Below are 16,281 nucleotides of genomic sequence, written 5' to 3'. Positions count from 1 at the left end.
GGCATCTGCCGGCTTTTCCATTTGGATCGTCAGGACAGTAAATAGAGCGATATGCTCGGGAACAGTACGATCAACGTGATCCGCACGATATCCGCCACCCAGAACCAGAAAATGCCCTTGAACATGGTCTTCAATGGCACTTCTGGCAGCACCGAACGCAGAACGAAGATATTCATCCCCACCGGCGGGGTGATCAGCGAAATCTCGGTCGCCACGACCACAATCACCGCAAACCAGATCAACGCCATCTCGGGATCAGCCAGAACACCCGTGCCGAAATCAAGCGTATAGAGCAATGGATAAAAGACCGGCACCGTCAGCAGGATCATCGACAGGCTTTCGAGCACCGTGCCAAGCAGCAAATAGATCACCACGATGATGAAAATCACCATCCAGGCATTCAGTCCCAGATCATAGACCAGATCGCCCAGCTCATCAGGCAGACCGGCAAAAGTGACGAAATTGCCAAAGATCTCTGCGCCAATGATAATGGCGAAGATCATGGCCGAGGCCTTGGCGGCATCCACCAAAGCATGTCTAAGGCCCTTAAGCGAAAAGCCACCGACCAGAGCGGCAATCACAACCGACATGGCAGCACCCATTCCGGCCGCTTCAATCGGCGTGAAGAAACCGCCATAGATCCCCACCATAATGAAGACAAACAAGCCAACGGTTGCCAGCACACCAACCATGTCCGTGCGCGAAATCGGGTGCGGTTCGGTGACGTCCGGGGCCAGATCGGGCTGAAAGCGCACTGCCACCATCACCGCCGCCAGATAGAGCAATACACCCAGCAGTCCGGGAATGATCCCGGCAATGAACAGCTTGCCAATGTCGCTTTCGGTCAGAAGGCCGAAGATGATCAGAATGACCGACGGTGGAATAAGGATACCAAGCGTGCCCCCCGCCGCAATCGATCCGGTGGCAAGGCTGTCATGATAGCCATATTTGCGCATCGAGGGCATCGCCACCTTCGACATCGTTGCTGCAGTCGCCAGTGATGAGCCGCAAACGGCAGAAAATCCGCCGCAGGAAAAGATGGTTGCCATGGCAAGCCCGCCCTTCATGCGACCAAAAATCCGGTCCGCGCCGCTGAACAGCCCCTGCGCAATGCCGGAGCCAGCCAGCACATTGCCCATGAAAATGAACAAAGGAACCACAGACAAAGAATAGCTGAGCCCGGTTTCAAACACCGCATTGCCAACCATGGCGCCCGCCGCTTCCATGCCGCGCATATAGGCAAAGCCGCCACCACCGACCAAGGCCATGGCAAAGGCGATGGGAACACGCAGAAAGACCAGAACCAGAAGGATGGCAAAGGCGATAAGTGAAATGGTCATCCTTGCCTCCGGACAATCGCCAGAATACCCGACGCAAAACAGCTCAAACCACCAAGAGCAGCAAGCCACCAATAGGAAATACCAAGCCCGGCCGTCCGGGTGCCCGCCGTAAACTGATCCTCGGCCATGATCACCAGACGATAGGCAAAATAGATGAATATCAGCCCCATGACCGCACCACCAACACGCCCGAGCGCATGGCGCAGTTTATAGGGCAGGAAAGGCAACAGAAGATCGACCTCCACATGCCCCCCATGCAAGGTCGTCAGCGGCAGAGCGACAAAAACCAGAGCCGCAAGACAGACCTGCGTTAGCTCGAAAGCACCGCCAAGGGGTGCATTGAAGGCATAGCGCCCGACCACATCGACACAGGTGACGAGGACAAGCCCCGTCACCAGAAGTGCGGCGATCCCTTCAAGGAAGAGTTTCGCCTTGCCAATCATTTGCCAACGCCCGTCATGGAGCGGAAGCTCTCAAGGGCCGCACGGCCATCATAGTCGCCCCCAAGGCTGTCGGCCCATGCCCCTTCAAGCTCGGCAGCGCGTGCGCGGACGGAATCCACCACCGCATCTGGCGCAGGCGCGATTTTGATGCCTGCTTTTTCCATCGCCCCGATGGCTTTGGCGTCGGCATCATTCCATGCCTTGCCCACCAGTTCCGCAAAAGCCATACCGGAAATGCCTTCAATGGCCTTGCGGTCGGCTTCGGAAATGCCATTCCACTTGTCCTCATTCATCACCAGGAACCAGGTGGTGTTGTAAAGACCGCCCGGGAAGATGGTGGTGTTGGTGACATAGTCGGTCAGTTTGAAGGAGGTGATGGCTTCATAGGTAATGGTCACCCCGTCAACCACACCACGCGACAGCTTTTCATAGATCTCGCCAGACGACATGAAGACCGGTTCGACACCATAACCCTTCAGCAGATCGGGAATATAGCCGCCGGGCACCCGAATTTTGAGGCCGGAGAAATCTTCAAGTTTGTTGATCGCGGTCTTGTTGTTGTGGAACAGACCCGGGCCGTGCATGAAGAGGCCAAGCAGATGCGTGCCCTTATGCTCTTCACGGGCATCAAGCTTGTCGTTATAGACGGTCCAAAAGGCTTCAGAGCTTTTGACCGCATCGTCCCCAAGGAAGGAAAACTGACCGATCCGAGCCTTCTTGAAACGGTCATCCTTGGTGAAGGAATGCAGACCGTAAGTGATGTCGGCAACCCCGTCGCGTGCCATATCAAAATGGGCGGGTGGCGAGCCGAGCGGCTTGGCCAGAACCCGCACATTGACGCGTCCCTCCGTCACCTCTTTCACCTGCTTGGCCCAGGGCTTGATGGCATTGATGACCACCGGATGGCGTGGCGGCAACCAGCTGGACAGGACCAGATCCTGTGCCATGGCTGTCAATGGCCCCGATACGCTGAGCAATGCGCCCATCAGCGCAGCTTTTACCAATTTCATGATGTTCCTCCCAGAAGATAACGGCCTGAACGGCCAGATGGTGTTGGTGAACCCGGCAGAGATGTCCTCTCCTTGCCCCCGCCGGGATGGTTCGTGCAGGCAGTTTTGGCCTGTTATTTGTGCGGGCTCAGCCCTGCAAATCGTTCCACATGGCAACATCGCGCTCGGCGGTCCACACACGCGGCGTATCAATACCGCGCGCCTCGTCATAGGCACGTGCGACATTGAAGGGCAGACAATGCTCATAGATCGCATAGGAGCCGAATTTCTCGTCACAGGCCGCACGCACCGCGTCCCATGCCTCTTTCAGGCTGCCACCCCGCGCCACCACACGGGCCACAGGCTTGTAGGTGCTTTCGATGAAGTCGGCTGTGTTGGCAATCGCGGCGGACACCATCTCCTCGCCAATCAGGGCATCGCCGCGTCCCGGCGCAATGGCCTGTGGCTCAAAGCTGGCAATATTGGCAAGCGTCTGCGGCCAGTCCTGAAAATGCCCGTCGCCGCAATAGCAGGCCGAGTGATATTCAACGATATCGCCAGTGAACATGACCTCCTGATCCGGCACCCAGATCACCGCATCACCTGCGGTATGGGCTCGCCCCAGTTTCATGATGTCAACCCGGCGCTTGCCCAGATAGACCGTCATGCTGTCGGAAAAGGTCGTGGTCGGACGGGTCAGTCCCGGAATTTCCTCATGTCCCTCAAACAGGCGAGGGAAACGACCAAACTCACTGTCCCAGTCTTCCTGACCGCGTTCTTCAACCATGGCCCCGGCCACATCAGACATAATGATTTCCCGTGCCCCATAGGCAGATGCCCCCAGCACGCGCACCGCGTGATAATGGGTCAGCACCAGATGGGAAATCGGTTTGTCGGTCACCGAGCGAACACACTCGATCACCTTGCGTGCCAGACGCGGGGTGGCTTGCGCTTCGACAATCATCACGCTGTCATCGCCGATGATCACCCCGGTATTGGGGTCCCCTTCTGCGGTGAAGGCATAAAGCCCCTCGCCCACTTGGGTGAAGCTGATTGTCTTCTCTTCCATGTCCCCTTGGGAAGCAAACGCCTTTGCCATTGTGTCTTTCCTTAGTCCTGTGCCCAATCGGGCAGATCAATCGCAGGCAACACCTTGCCCGTGCATTCGCCAAATCCGACGCGGTAACCATCCCCCTTGGCGGCACCGCGCAAGGTCAGCACGTCGCCATCTTCCAGAAAGCTTCGTTCGTCACCGCTCGCCAATTTCAAAGGCTCCTTGCCACCCCAGCTCAGTTCCAGAAGCGATCCGCGCGATTCTTTGCTCTCTCCAGAAATGGTCCCCGACCCCAACATGTCGCCTGTGCGCATCACACATCCCGATGAGGTGTGATGGGCCAACTGCTGCGCCGCGGAGTAATACATCTGGGAATAGTTGGTCCGCGAGATGATGCTTTCTGCCTTGCCCTCAGGCGCCAGCCCGACCTCCAGCTCGATGTCATAAAGCATCGGACCGGGCTCGCTGAGATAAGGCAGCAAGTCCCTCTCTCGATCTGGTGTCGAGGTACGGAACGGCGCCAATGCCGCCTTGGGCACAATCCACGGGCTGATCGTTGTTGCCGTCGCCTTGGATTGAAACGGCCCAAGCGGCTGATATTCCCACGCCTGAATGTCCCGCGCCGACCAGTCATTGAGCAGCACATAGCCAAAAATCATCTCATCGGCCTCAGCAACCGACACCATGCCGCTGGATGGCGTGCCGACAATCGCCCCCATTTCCAACTCAAGGTCAAAGCGAGCGCATTTGGCAAAGCGCGGAAGATCGTCATTGGGCCCCTTCACCTGCCCCCATGGACGGGTGACATCGGTACCCGAGACGACCACTGACGAGGCGCGACCATTGTAACCGATGGGGATCGACAGCCAGTTGGGCGGCAGGGCATTTTCCGGCCCTCGGAACATGGACCCAACATTGAAGGCATGGTTTTTTGCCGCATAAAAATCGGTATATTCCGCGACAATGAACGGCAGCAGCATCCTTGCATCGGCCTGTGGCACCAGATGCGGCTCAATCGCCGCCCGGTTGTTTTCATCCGACAGAAGCGCAGTCAGCCGTGCCCGGAAAGATGACCAGACGTCGCTACCAGCCGCCATGAACAAGTTCCACGCAGGCACCGCAAACAGGGCAGCATCCTGTCCATGATCAATCGCCGTGACATCGATGATCTGGTCGCCAATGGCCACCCCGACCCGAGGCCCCTTGCCATCATCAAACACCCCATAGGGCAGATTTTGAATCGGGAAATCCGTATCGCCATTGGCGCTTTCCAGCCAGCTTGTCAAAAGCTTGTCACTCATTCCAACTCTATCCTCATATTGTCGACGCCCAAATCCCAAGGACCGTTCCAATGGGCGGACACTTCACACTTCCAATCCTCAGGCCCGAAATCCGGATCATCCGAGGGAATAAGATGATTGAGCGCCAGTCGCTTGACCCCGGCAGCCGCAGCGATCTTCGCCACCTCTCCGGCTGCACTGTGGGAGCGCTCCAGATGAATGCGCAGCCGATCATCGCCATTGCCCACCCGAGCGCAAAGGGCTTCAATGCCCGCCGTCAGCATGGCTTCATGCACCAGCAAATCCGCCCCCTTGGCAAAGGTCACCATCGCCTCCATCGGTGCGGTATCGCCCGACAACACCACCCGATGGTGCGAGCCCGATATCTTCAGCGCGTAGCTTTCCTCAATCGGCGGATGAACATTCAGCATCGTTTCAATCAACAGACCATTGAAAGAGAAGCAACCTTGCGCAAGGCGCTCGATCGTCACCAGGCTGGCCAAATCGGGGCGTCCTTCGTCACGCACCCGCAATTCGATATCAAACGCCATACTGTCGAGAAATTTCTCCCAATAGTGCGCAAGCCCGTCAGGCCCCCAGACAGTGAGAGGCTTCTTGAGCCCCGCTGTCCAAGCCGTATGCAGCAGCGGCCCCAGTTCCAGATAATGATCCGAATGCAAATGGGTGATCAGGATCGCATCCAGCTCGGTCAGCGCAACGCCTGCATCGCAAACGCCCCGCGTTACCCCAAGCCCTGCATCGACCAAAAGCCGCTGACCATCCATCTCGACCAGCATCGATGTCGGCATCGGCGTGCCGGGACGAATGGCCGGGCCACCTTTGGTCCCCAACAGGGTCACGCTATTTGTCATCGCCATCTCCTTTTCAACCGCACTCGCGTTTGCTCAAAACGCCAGATATCTATTTCTCTCCGGGCGTGCCGTCGAATTTCTTCTCAAGGCTCGTCCAGCAATCGATATAGGTATCCTGCATCGGCGCTTCGCTGGCTGCAAATGCGGTCAAATGTTGCGGGAAGCGGGTTTCGAACATGAAGGACATGGTTTTGTCGAGGAAAGCTGGCTCCATCGGCTCGTTTGACCCGTGATTGAAGGCATTGAGATCCGGCCCATGAGGCAACATGCAATTATGCAAGCTCATCCCGCCGGGCACGAAGCCTTCAGGCTTGGCGTCATAAATGCCATAGATATTGCCCATCAACTCGGACATCAGATTCTTGTGATACCAAGGCGGACGGAAGGTATTTTCTGCCACCAGCCAGCGCTCGCGGAACAGCACAAAATCGATATTGGCCGTTCCCGGCTGGCCAGACGGTGCCGTCAACACCGTGAAGATTGACGGATCGGGATGGTCAAACAGGATCGCGCCCACCGGACTGTAGGTGCGCAGGTCATATTTATAGGCGCAGTAATTGCCGTGCCATGCCACCACATCCAGCGGCGAATGATCGATAAAAGTTTCGTGGAACTGACCACACCATTTGATCACCACCCGGCTTTTGGCATCGCGATCCTCAAAGGCCGCAACCGGGCATTTGAAGTCGCGCGGATTGGCAAGACAATTCGCCCCGATCGGCCCGCGATCTGGCAGGTCGAATTTCTGGCCATAATTTTCACAGACAAAGCCCCGACACGGCCCTTCCAGCACCTCGACCCGGTAGACCAGCCCGCGCGGCAGAATGGCGATTTCCTTCGGCTCGAGATCGATAATGCCAAGCTCGGTGCAAAAGCGCAGGCGCCCTTCCTGTGGCACCACCAGCAATTCGGAATCGGCGGAATAGAAATATTCATCCACCATCGAGCGATTGACCAGATAGATATGCGACGCCATGCCGACCTGCGTGTTGACGTCCCCCGCCGTGGTCATGGTCCGCATGCCGGTGATCCATGTCAGCGGTTCGTCGGAATGGGGCACCGGGTCCCAGCGATACTGACCCAACGACACGATGTCGTTGCCACCATTGTCTTTGTCTGTCGTGACATGGGGCGCGCTTTTCCAATATGGCACGTCGACCCGTGCAAAACGGCCCGCATGTTTCACCGACGGGCGAATGCGATAGCACCATGTCCGCTCATTCTGACCGCGCGGTGCGGTGAAGGCAGTACCGGACAATTGCTCCGCATAAAGGCCGTAATTGCATTTCTGGGGGGAATTTTGTCCCTGAGGCAAGGCACCGGGCAAAGCTTCGGTCTCGAAATCATTGCCAAATCCGGGCATGTAACCCACATGCATGCCGGTCGCGTCGCTTGCACGCACCATGTTGTCGGGCAATGCGAAATCCGCCATGACCCTTCCTCCCCTCGCCTCTTTTTTTGCTTGCGGGTTTTCCCGTAGCTCTATTGGCCCCAGTATTTCGTTGCACCTGCAACGTTGTCAAGAAGAAATTGTTGCGAATGCAACGAAAATACTTGCAATTTGGAAAAAAGCCCGGCGTAATATCGCCAACTTGAAAGGATGAATCCATGGCGGACGAGACGCTCCCACCGTTACCCGACTTTGATCTGATGGGCTACACACCCTACCGATTAGCTGTTGCTGCCCAAACACTTAGCGAAGAATTGGCAAAGCAGTACAAGGAACGGTTCGGCATCTCGATTCCCGAATGGCGGGTGATTGTTCATGTCGCCCATGCAGGGGGTGCATCAGTGCGCGACATAGAAGCGCGCGTCGGTATGGAGAAGTCCAAAGTCAGCCGAGCGGCCAGCCGACTCGAGGAACGTGGCTTTGTGACAAAGCGGATCAACGCACAGGACCGGCGCCTGATCCATCTCTGCATGACCCCCGAAGGCCATGCCCTGATGACCGAGTTGCTGCCCATCGCCCAAGCCTTCCAGCAGGAAGTTGAGAAACGCCTCGGGGCGACCTTTGCCGGTTTTGAGGCTGGTCTCGACAAGATCATCGGAGACGATGTGTCATGATCACCCTGCATGATTATTGGCGCTCGACAGCCAGCTATCGCGTCCGCATCACCCTCGGTCTTGCGGGCCTTGAATGGCAATCAAACCTGATCAATCTGGTTGAAGGCGAGCAAAGCACTCAAGCCCATCTGGCCCGCAACCCGCAAGGACTGGTGCCTGTCTTGGAGATTGATGGTCAGAGCTTCACCCAGTCGATGGCGATCATCGAATATCTCAACGAGACCCGCTCGCTTTCCCTGTTGCCGGACGAGCCAGTCGGTCGTGCCAAGGCGCGGGCATTGGCCTACGCCATCGCCATGGATCTCCATCCGGTCTGCAATCTGCGCGTCGCCAAATATGCGGTCGGCCAGTCCAATGGCGCGATCACGATGGAAGGCTGGATGCAGGCCCATATTGCCCCTGCCCTAGAGGCCTTTGAAGCGATGCTGGAGGGTGGCAATTATTGTTATGGTGACCGCCTGTCGCTTGCCGACATTTGCCTTGTGCCACAGCTTTACAATGCTCATCGCTGGGGCGTCTCACTCGACGCCCTGCCAAAAATCAGCCGCATCGAAGCCCATCTGGCAACCATTCCGGCCTTTGCTGCGGCCCATCCAGACCAAAGCCCGCACTGAGCAACAGGCACAAAAAAGGCGACGCCCTCCTCAAAGAAGGGTGTGCACCGCCTTTTCTTCCCGCTTATCGCACTCAGCTATCGAGTGCGGCCCGCATCTGGCGAATGGCATCGCCAATCTCTTCACCAAAACGCAACAGACTGCCGCCCAGCAAATAGACGCAATCCTCGCCATAGAGCTTTTTCATGTCTGCGAGGCGATCAAGGCTCATGCCGCCACCGGGGCTTGGCAGGATCGCTCGTCCGGGACCATCCTTGGACCGGCAGCTCGCAACAATCGCCTCGCATTCCTCCACCGAGAAGCCAAAGCGCCCACCATGGTTGGGAAAGACCGAGATGTCGGCCCCTGCCAGACGCATCAGATCGCCAAACAGCATGCCATGACCATAGCCGGTATCTTCTGACAGGACATAAGGCCCCAGATGGCTCGGATGGGCCATGATCGGTAGATTGAAGTCCGGATCCTGCGCCAGACGGTTCATGGCATCAAAGCCCAGCAGCCCCGGAATGATCAACACGCCATGCGCACCGACCTCTTGTGCATAATAGGCCAGCTCGCGCACCTGATCCCCATGGCCACCAATACTGGCAAAATAGAGGGATTTGGTGGTCTCCCCCTCTTCTGCCCGCTCTGCATTGGCCCGGTTGACCGCGGCTGCCGCCAGCTTGACCCGTAGCCGGAAGGGGGCGGCATCCTGATTGCACAGGCCATGATCTTCTTTGACAATGTCAGCCCCCGCCCTTGCGGTCAAATAGCACAAATGCGCCAGCCGCTCCGCCGAGGACCCTTGCGGTTTGATCACCGGACAGACATAGCCCCCGCTTTTGCGCCCGGTCAGGGCTCTTAAACCCTCGACGCCATAGCGCGCACCGGGGAAGCGATCCCGCACATCCTCATTGGCCTCAATGGCAATGGCCTTGACGCCCTTGAGGATCGAGGCATTGCCCAGCATCACATTGAGAAATTGCGGAAATTCCCGCCCCACCGCGTCAATATGATAGGCGACCCGTCCATGCCATGTGCGATCCGTGACCTGTTCGACGCTTTCCACGCGCCCCAGCACCACATCTTCCACATAGCCCGACGGCACCACATCACGCGGGATCTCGACGGTATCTTCCAGAGCGATGTTGGCCGCGCGGTCCTCCGCGTCGGCCTGATCCTCGGCAAAAATCCGATAGGTGACGACGAAGCGATCCATCAGAGCGCCTCCGCCTTGACCAGCGAATGCACATCCTCGACGCGGGCGGCATCCAGATCATTTTCGGAAATGCCGAATTGCTGGCCCATCAGATCCTCGATGCCCTTGACCAGAGCCACCGCATCCAGACCATAATAACGCATCAAATAAGGCCGCGAACCGCCGTGAGCATAGGTGTCTTTGAGGCCCAGACGAATAAGCCGCTTGCCGACGCCCGCATCCGCCATGGTTTCGGCCACCAGCGAGCCAACGCCGCCTTCGGTGACATGGTTCTCCAGCGTGATCACCCCATGCTTGACCGAGCCGATATGGTCGAGCAAAGCCTTGGCGTCGAACGGCTTGATCGTGTGCAGATGCAAATGGCGGATCGACAGACCAGCCTTGGCCAGCGCCGAGCGAGCCCGCAGAGCCTCTTCGGTGCAAATGCCAGAGGTGACAACCAGAATGTCATCGCCAGCGGACAATTCGCGCATCTCGCCCACCTTGATCGGCGTATCAAACAGCCGCGGCACAGAGCCGCGCAACACCCGGCACCAGACCGGCCCGTCAATGCTGTCTGCCGCTTCGCAGATCGATTCCACCTCGGTCGCATCCCCGGTTTCAAGGATCGTCATATTCGGGATCGAGCGCATCACGCTGATATCTTCGATCGACTGGTGGGTCATGCCGCCGGGCGTTGTCACACCGGGCAAGAAGCCCATCAGCCGCACCTTGCGGCGCGGATAAGCGATCGAGGCCATCAGCTGATCGTAAGGGCGGCGATACATGAAGACACCGAAAGTGTGAATGAAGGGCCGGAAGCCAGCCAACCCCAGACCACCGGCAAAGCTGAGCATATTCTGCTCGGCCATCCCCATCGAGATGAACTGGTCCGGATGCCGATCACGGAACCCGTCAATCTCGCAGGACGAAGTCAGATCGGCAGACAGGCAGAGAATATCAGGATTGCCAGCGGCGAATTTTTCGAAGGCCGTAGCATAAGGGCGGTTTACCATTTCAACCATTTCGGGCCTCCTTAATGCGCATAATCAACGGGATCAACACCGAGATCTTCGGCAATCGATGTGTTGAAGCGGGCGCGTTCATCTTCGGATTTGAAGCGGACATAATGCAGACGCGGGAAGCGCTCTTCCAGAATTTGCATGCTCTTGAACGGAGACGTCCGGGCCAGAATGATCAAGGGACGCCCTTCATGGGGTTCATTCACTGCCTGCCGCATGGCGTCGAGATCATGGCCGTCAATCTCAATGCAGGCAGCACCGAACTCAATCATCTTGCGGCGAATGTCGCCGACTTCCATCACCGAATCCATCGCCCCGTCGCATTGCTGATCATTGACATCCATGATGGCATGAAGGTTGTCGATGCCATGGAAGCGAGCGGCCTGAATGGCTTCCCACGTTTGGCCCTCCTGCACTTCCCCGTCCGACATGAAGACCCATGTCTTGCCTTTATCGCCTTTCAGGCGACGGCCATAGGCAAGGCCTGCGGCGGTGGAAAGCCCGATGCCGAGGGTACCGTTATGCACTTCCATGCCGGGCGAATGCTCCGCGCCGATCATCTCGACCGACGAGCCATCCTGATTGAACATTTTCAGACCCGCTTCATCCATCCGGCCCACTTCGATCAGGGTCGCATAGGCAACCAGCGCATAATGGGCAGGCGCGATGAACAGACGGTCAAGGTCCGGCGTTGCCGGGCCATTATAGCCTGCCCCGGTGTGATAATTCGGGTTGTTGGGTGATGGCACACCTTCAAACGGCTTGGGGATCGCAGGCAAGGTCGGCGCGCCCAAATTGAGCTGCTCATTATAGAGCCATGCCAATTGCTCGGCGGCTGAACAGGCTTGGCTCAGATAGCCGCCATTGTTGCGGATCGTGTGCTCGAAAACGCGACGGCGAATGCCGAGAGCAACGTCCTCCGTCCTCTTTTCATTGCGCATGTGAATACCTCATCGTCAAGCCACTTCATGCTGATAAAGGGGCTGCCTATCTTGGGAGACTGGGAACAAGTCATTTGGACTGGCCTGTGGGGCAGGTCAGTCCTTTAAAAAAGCAATGTCTTTGAAGATGGTGCCTTAAAAAACGACACCCTTACGCAGAATGAAGCAGCCGAAGGGCCGGGCTTCGGTGGTGCGCACCACGGCAAAGGCGCGTTTGGCCTGTACATAAAAGTCTTGCCGCTCAAGACTGGATAGCGATCCCGTTTCTGGCAGGCGCGACTCCATCACCGCAAAGCCTTCACTATGCACTTCGCCAAGGGTCTCTGGCTCACCGTCAATTTCCATCCGAAGCGCGGAATAGTCGGCAAAGCCTTCAAGCGGCATCAATTGCGTGATCAGTTCGATCGTTGCTGGTGCATCAAGACCGGGCAGCTGGATGGCCTCTTTAACATTGCAATGCTCAGCGGTGGAATTTGCCGGGAAATTGGCATCCGCAACAACAATCTCATCGCCATGTCCCATCCGTGCCAGACAATGCAGCAGCTCCGGGGTCATGCGACCATCAATTCCAATCAACATCTCAATACTCCGTGTCGTCTGTCAGAATTCGGGTGGGCATAGCCTTGGAAAGGAAAGCGCCCGGCATGGCTTTTTCCGGGGAACCAGCCGGGCGCTCTGCGGGGGTTACCGCTTAGGCACAGGCATCCAAGGAGCCATTGCCACGTCAGCATGGGCAAACTGCGGCATTTTCTGGCCAAGCTCGTCCATGTTCTTGATGTCATTGTCATTCAGGAAGGTCTGGGTGATCAGGGTTGGTGGAACCACGACCTGTTCGCCCGGATTGGTACCTGCCAGCATCAGGGCAAGGGTGCGCACGGACACTTCACCAACCACGGCGGGGTTGGTTGCAACCGTTGCGGCCCAAGCTGAATTCGGTTCGCGCATTGCCGAAATATCAGCAGTCGAGACATCAGCAGAATAAATCTTGATATCCTCATTCAGACCAGCTTCATCGACGGCAATCTTCACGCCCTTGGCAAAGGCGTCATAAGGAGCGAAGACCACATTGATGGTTGGATTGGCCTGCAGCACGGCACGGGCTTGGTTGGCCACCGAGTTGGCAATCGGGTTGTCGAGGGTGCCGAACATGGCGGCTTCCTTGATGCCTGGATTGGCCTTCTTCACTTCTTCCCAAGCCACATGACGACGGTCAAGCGGTGCGATACCCGGCACATAGACATAGCCAGCAGTGAAGGAATTGCCATTATCCTTCATGGCCTGTTCCAGAGCCAGCTTGCCGAGCAGATAGTCGGACTGCTCGACCTGCGGGATGGCTTTATTCTCGACATTGACGTCGAAGGCCACGACCTTGATGCCAGCTTCCACCGCCCGCTGGGCAGCTTCCTTCATGGATTCGGTCAGACCATGCTGGATGACGATGCCGTCAACACCCAGAGCAATGGCCTGATCAACCATATCGGCCTGCAGGGCTGCATCCTGACGGCTGTCGAAAATGCGCAGATTGACCCCAAGGGCTGCCGACTGTTTTTCCACGCCGGAAAGATAGGCTTGGAAGAAGTCACCGGTGGAGAGATAGCGCACCAGAGCGATGGTGACATCTTCGGGCTTGTCAAATGGCTTTGGCATATCGGCCGCAGCGGCAGCCGTGACACCAAACGCCCCGAAAGCGAGCGAAGTGGCGCAGGCCAGTTTCATAAATTCACGTCTCAACATGTTAGATCCTCCCAAACTATGAGACTTCATGGCGAGCCCGGCTCCTCCCGTTGATAATCAGAGCCGCACTCATGACTGGATCGATGGGCCGACAAGAGATCGGCCCGTCGAAATTTTAGGCTTTCCCGCCTGACCCGCGACGCGAGGACAGGTAGAAAGTGAAGACAAGAGCAACGACAAGGACAGCGCCCTTGACGAAATCCTGTGTGTAGTAAGGGGCGTTGAGCATGGTCATGCCCTGCAAAAGAATACCGACAAACAGCGCTCCGATGGCCGTCCCGAACGCATTCGGACGGGCAGCGCCAAGCACGGCAAAGCCGATGAGGGCAGCGGCCACACTGTCGAGCAGCAGATTGTTGCCTGATGCGATATCCCCGCGCCCGAGGCGGGCCGCCAGCAGAATGCCACCGACAGAAGCCATGACGCCGGACACCATGTAGGCAACGACCTTGTATTTGTTGACCGGGGTACCGACGAGACCGGCGGCACGCTCATTAGACCCGATGGCATACATCAGACGGCCATGACGGGTCAGCGCCAGGAACACCCAGATGCCGAAGGCAATGATGATGAAGATCAGAACAGGCACCGGCACAAGGCGTTCCATCACCAGATCAAAGCGATGACGGCCAAGCCACAGGAAGGCCTGCGAGAAGACACCGGTTGCCTGAGAGCCATCTGGCAGGCTCATGCCCGTGGCAATCGAGTTGCCCTGTGTCGGAATGCGTTGCAGACCGATCAGCAGGAACATCATGCCAAGGGTTGCCAGCAGATCCGGCACGCGGAATTTCACGATCAGAATGCCATTGACCAAACCGACCAGAGCGCCCATCAGCAGACACAGCATCACCGCCACAAAGGCAGACTGTTCAAGGATAACCATTGAATAGGCTGACAGCATCAGTGCCGAGGTAGCGACCGCACCAATCGACAGATCGAACCCGTCAACCACGAGCGTACAGGTAACACCCAGCGCAAGGATGCCTGTGATTGCCACCGACTGAAGAACGAACACAGCAGAGCGTGGCGAGGCGAAGCCGGAGGCCGCAACAGAGAAGTAAATGACGAGGCCCACCAGCAGGATCAGAAAGCCGTATTTGATGGCAAAGTTGATGATTTTGTCGTTTTGCATAACTATTCGGCCGCTTGGTTGGTTGCACCTTGACCGGAAACCTGGCCAACCAGGGCGGTCATATCGATATTGCTGTTGCGATGTTCGCCGACGACGGCGCCCTCATGGAGCACGATCACCCGATCGGCGATCTCCAGAGCTTCGTCGATTTCGGAGACGAAGACGATGGTCGCCCGCCCTTTGGCTGTGGCCCGGATATGCTGGCCAATGTCCCTTCGGGCGCCGATATCAACCCCTTGGAAAGGCTCGTCGAGCAGCAGAACCCGGCATGGCTCAAGCAACCAGCGCCCAATCATCACTTTTTGCTGATTGCCGCCCGACAGGGTATTGATCCCGTCCCCATTGCCCTGACAGACAACGCCGATCTGGCTGATCATCGCGTCCGCTGCCCTGCGCTGGCGTTTGCCACTGAGCAGGGACAGGCGACTGAAGGCGCCAAGGAACGGCAGGGTCATATTGTCGGCAATGTCGAAGTCGGGAATGACCGCATTGGTTGCCCGGTCTTTCGGCGACATATAGACGCCTCCGCGCACAGCATCCTTGGCATTGTTCGGCGCATAGGCCTTGCCATCGATTTTCATCGAGCCTGTCGGCGACTGGTCGAGACCGAAAATGATTTCCCCGAGCTTTGACTTTCCACTGCCAAGCAGGCCGGTGATGGCAACCACTTCGCCGTCGCCAGCACTCAGACTGACCTTGCCGCCATGCTCAAGCAGGGTGAGATCATTGATCTCTAAAATCGGGTCCCCTGCCGCCATTGGGTCAATCGCCGCTTCGCTCATCTGACGACCAAGCATCGCGGTGACCGCACCCTTGTAATCAAGCGTCGGCCCTTCAAACAGGCCGGAAATCTTGCCATCCCGCATACAGATGATCCGATCGGCAATCCGGCGAATGTCTGACATGCGGTGGGAAATATACAGAATGGTCACACCCTGATCCCGCAACCGGTCGATGAGCGCAAACAGGCGATCTGCTTCTGATGCGGAGAGTGACGATGTCGGCTCATCAAGGATCAGTAATTTCGGTGCGCGCGCCATGGCCCGTGCAATGGCGATCATCTGGCGATCAGCAACCCCGAGGTCGGATACCCGGGTGCGGACATCCATCGACAGCCCCATACCGGCTGCCACGCGCTCAGCTTCCGCACGCATTGGGCGTTCACGCACGAACAGACCCGCATCCGATCGGGCGAGCCGGTCGAGCAACAGATTGTTGGCCACATCTAGATCTGGAATGACCCCGTCATCGATGGATTGATGCACCGTCACCACGCCCTTGGCAATGGCGTCAGCGGCATCCTCCGGCTCAAAGGCAGAGCCTTCAAGTTCCATCGCTCCCTCATCGGCGCCGTGATAGCCGCAGATGACTTTGACGAGTGTCGATTTGCCCGCCCCGTTCGCGCCCATCAGCACGGTAACGGTCCCGGGATAAAGCTCCATGTCAAGCCCGCGCAGCACTCGGTTTTGGCCGAATGACTTGCGCAGCCCTGTCACTTTCAGCGCTGCTTCACTCAATTATTCCTCCCTGCGCCGACCAGTGCGGCGTAGCTTCCATGAGCGATTATCAGCACAGATTATTCATTTGTCAACCCACTTGACGTTTGAATAATTTGA

General features: G+C 57.4%; 16 protein-coding genes. 2 read left to right on the top strand and 14 right to left on the bottom strand.

Annotated features, from left to right (window positions below; genetic code table 11):
- Positions 1 to 29: 29 nt before the first annotated feature.
- From FDK21_RS01010 to hmgA, 7 genes are all read right to left on the bottom strand, one after another.
- On the bottom strand, positions 30 to 1,340 hold the full coding sequence (locus tag FDK21_RS01010; RefSeq protein WP_138147204.1) for a TRAP transporter large permease: 1,311 nt from the start codon (positions 1,338 to 1,340) through the stop codon (positions 30 to 32).
- The gene (locus FDK21_RS01005) at positions 1,337 to 1,783 is read right to left on the bottom strand and encodes a TRAP transporter small permease (protein WP_138147203.1); all 447 of its coding nucleotides are present in this window, start codon (positions 1,781 to 1,783) and stop codon (positions 1,337 to 1,339) included. Before FDK21_RS01005 ends, FDK21_RS01010 begins: the two co-directional genes overlap by 4 nt.
- Positions 1,780 to 2,793, bottom strand: a complete 1,014-nt coding sequence (locus tag FDK21_RS01000) for a TRAP transporter substrate-binding protein (protein WP_138147202.1) — start codon at positions 2,791 to 2,793, stop codon at positions 1,780 to 1,782. The genes FDK21_RS01005 and FDK21_RS01000 overlap by 4 nt, the downstream gene beginning before the upstream one ends.
- Before the next feature lie 127 nt (positions 2,794 to 2,920).
- Positions 2,921 to 3,871, bottom strand: a complete 951-nt coding sequence (locus tag FDK21_RS00995; protein WP_138147201.1) for an MBL fold metallo-hydrolase — start codon at positions 3,869 to 3,871, stop codon at positions 2,921 to 2,923.
- Between the two features lie 11 nt (positions 3,872 to 3,882).
- The gene (gene fahA / locus FDK21_RS00990) at positions 3,883 to 5,127 is read right to left on the bottom strand and encodes a fumarylacetoacetase (RefSeq protein WP_138147200.1); all 1,245 of its coding nucleotides are present in this window, start codon (positions 5,125 to 5,127) and stop codon (positions 3,883 to 3,885) included.
- Positions 5,124 to 5,978, bottom strand: coding sequence for an MBL fold metallo-hydrolase (locus tag FDK21_RS00985; RefSeq protein WP_138147199.1), 855 nt, complete (start codon positions 5,976 to 5,978; stop codon positions 5,124 to 5,126). Before FDK21_RS00985 ends, fahA begins: the two co-directional genes overlap by 4 nt.
- A gap of 49 nt (positions 5,979 to 6,027) precedes the next feature.
- Positions 6,028 to 7,383 (bottom strand): homogentisate 1,2-dioxygenase, encoded by a 1,356-nt coding sequence (hmgA, locus tag FDK21_RS00980; RefSeq protein ID WP_198663003.1) that lies wholly within the window; start codon positions 7,381 to 7,383, stop codon positions 6,028 to 6,030.
- Between the two features lie 203 nt (positions 7,384 to 7,586).
- On the opposite strand from hmgA, the gene FDK21_RS00975 reads away from it, so the two are divergent.
- Positions 7,587 to 8,042, top strand: a complete 456-nt coding sequence (locus tag FDK21_RS00975) for a MarR family winged helix-turn-helix transcriptional regulator (RefSeq protein ID WP_114010771.1) — start codon at positions 7,587 to 7,589, stop codon at positions 8,040 to 8,042.
- Positions 8,039 to 8,656 (top strand): maleylacetoacetate isomerase, encoded by a 618-nt coding sequence (maiA, locus tag FDK21_RS00970; protein WP_138147198.1) that lies wholly within the window; start codon positions 8,039 to 8,041, stop codon positions 8,654 to 8,656. Before FDK21_RS00975 ends, maiA begins: the two co-directional genes overlap by 4 nt.
- A 73-nt stretch (positions 8,657 to 8,729) precedes the next feature.
- Here the strand turns inward: maiA and FDK21_RS00965 are convergent, their stop codons facing one another.
- From FDK21_RS00965 to FDK21_RS00935, 7 genes are all read right to left on the bottom strand, one after another.
- Entirely contained in the window at positions 8,730 to 9,857 is a 1,128-nt protein-coding gene (locus tag FDK21_RS00965; RefSeq protein ID WP_138147197.1) for a RuBisCO large subunit C-terminal-like domain-containing protein, read from the bottom strand.
- Positions 9,857 to 10,861: a transketolase C-terminal domain-containing protein gene (locus FDK21_RS00960; RefSeq protein WP_138147196.1), complete on the bottom strand. Its 1,005-nt coding sequence runs from the start codon at positions 10,859 to 10,861 to the stop codon at positions 9,857 to 9,859. Before FDK21_RS00960 ends, FDK21_RS00965 begins: the two co-directional genes overlap by 1 nt.
- Positions 10,862 to 10,872: 11 nt before the next feature.
- Entirely contained in the window at positions 10,873 to 11,799 is a 927-nt protein-coding gene (locus tag FDK21_RS00955; RefSeq protein WP_138147195.1) for a thiamine pyrophosphate-dependent enzyme, read from the bottom strand.
- Between the two features lie 135 nt (positions 11,800 to 11,934).
- A complete protein-coding gene (locus FDK21_RS00950; RefSeq protein WP_114010766.1) occupies positions 11,935 to 12,378 on the bottom strand; it encodes an RbsD/FucU domain-containing protein in 444 nt (147 codons plus the stop codon).
- Between the two features lie 105 nt (positions 12,379 to 12,483).
- A complete protein-coding gene (locus tag FDK21_RS00945) occupies positions 12,484 to 13,515 on the bottom strand; it encodes a substrate-binding domain-containing protein (protein WP_245418517.1) in 1,032 nt (343 codons plus the stop codon).
- Positions 13,516 to 13,648: 133 nt separating this feature from the next.
- Positions 13,649 to 14,665 (bottom strand): ABC transporter permease, encoded by a 1,017-nt coding sequence (locus FDK21_RS00940; protein ID WP_114010764.1) that lies wholly within the window; start codon positions 14,663 to 14,665, stop codon positions 13,649 to 13,651.
- A 2-nt stretch (positions 14,666 to 14,667) separates the two neighbouring features.
- Positions 14,668 to 16,182, bottom strand: a complete 1,515-nt coding sequence (locus FDK21_RS00935; protein ID WP_198662992.1) for a sugar ABC transporter ATP-binding protein — start codon at positions 16,180 to 16,182, stop codon at positions 14,668 to 14,670.
- Positions 16,183 to 16,281: the final 99 nt, after the last annotated feature.

Source organism: Cohaesibacter sp. CAU 1516, assembly GCF_005771485.1.
Classification (GTDB): Bacteria; Pseudomonadota; Alphaproteobacteria; order Rhizobiales; family Cohaesibacteraceae; genus Cohaesibacter; species Cohaesibacter intestini.
The sequence above is the reverse complement of the archived record's forward strand: the minus strand, read 5'-3'. Positions and strand labels throughout refer to the sequence as shown.

Coding starts and splice junctions, on each gene's coding strand:
- FDK21_RS01010 (WP_138147204.1), bottom strand. CDS start 1,340: ATGACCATTTCACTTATCGCCTTTGCCATCCTTCTGGTTCTGGTCTTT.
- FDK21_RS01005 (WP_138147203.1), bottom strand. CDS start 1,783: ATGATTGGCAAGGCGAAACTCTTCCTTGAAGGGATCGCCGCACTTCTG.
- FDK21_RS01000 (WP_138147202.1), bottom strand. CDS start 2,793: ATGAAATTGGTAAAAGCTGCGCTGATGGGCGCATTGCTCAGCGTATCG.
- FDK21_RS00995 (WP_138147201.1), bottom strand. CDS start 3,871: ATGGCAAAGGCGTTTGCTTCCCAAGGGGACATGGAAGAGAAGACAATC.
- fahA (WP_138147200.1), bottom strand. CDS start 5,127: ATGAGTGACAAGCTTTTGACAAGCTGGCTGGAAAGCGCCAATGGCGAT.
- FDK21_RS00985 (WP_138147199.1), bottom strand. CDS start 5,978: ATGACAAATAGCGTGACCCTGTTGGGGACCAAAGGTGGCCCGGCCATT.
- hmgA (WP_198663003.1), bottom strand. CDS start 7,383: ATGGTGCGTGCAAGCGACGCGACCGGCATGCATGTGGGTTACATGCCC.
- FDK21_RS00975 (WP_114010771.1), top strand. CDS start 7,587: ATGGCGGACGAGACGCTCCCACCGTTACCCGACTTTGATCTGATGGGC.
- maiA (WP_138147198.1), top strand. CDS start 8,039: ATGATCACCCTGCATGATTATTGGCGCTCGACAGCCAGCTATCGCGTC.
- FDK21_RS00965 (WP_138147197.1), bottom strand. CDS start 9,857: ATGGATCGCTTCGTCGTCACCTATCGGATTTTTGCCGAGGATCAGGCC.
- FDK21_RS00960 (WP_138147196.1), bottom strand. CDS start 10,861: ATGGTTGAAATGGTAAACCGCCCTTATGCTACGGCCTTCGAAAAATTC.
- FDK21_RS00955 (WP_138147195.1), bottom strand. CDS start 11,799: ATGCGCAATGAAAAGAGGACGGAGGACGTTGCTCTCGGCATTCGCCGT.
- FDK21_RS00950 (WP_114010766.1), bottom strand. CDS start 12,378: ATGTTGATTGGAATTGATGGTCGCATGACCCCGGAGCTGCTGCATTGT.
- FDK21_RS00945 (WP_245418517.1), bottom strand. CDS start 13,515: ATGAAACTGGCCTGCGCCACTTCGCTCGCTTTCGGGGCGTTTGGTGTC.
- FDK21_RS00940 (WP_114010764.1), bottom strand. CDS start 14,665: ATGCAAAACGACAAAATCATCAACTTTGCCATCAAATACGGCTTTCTG.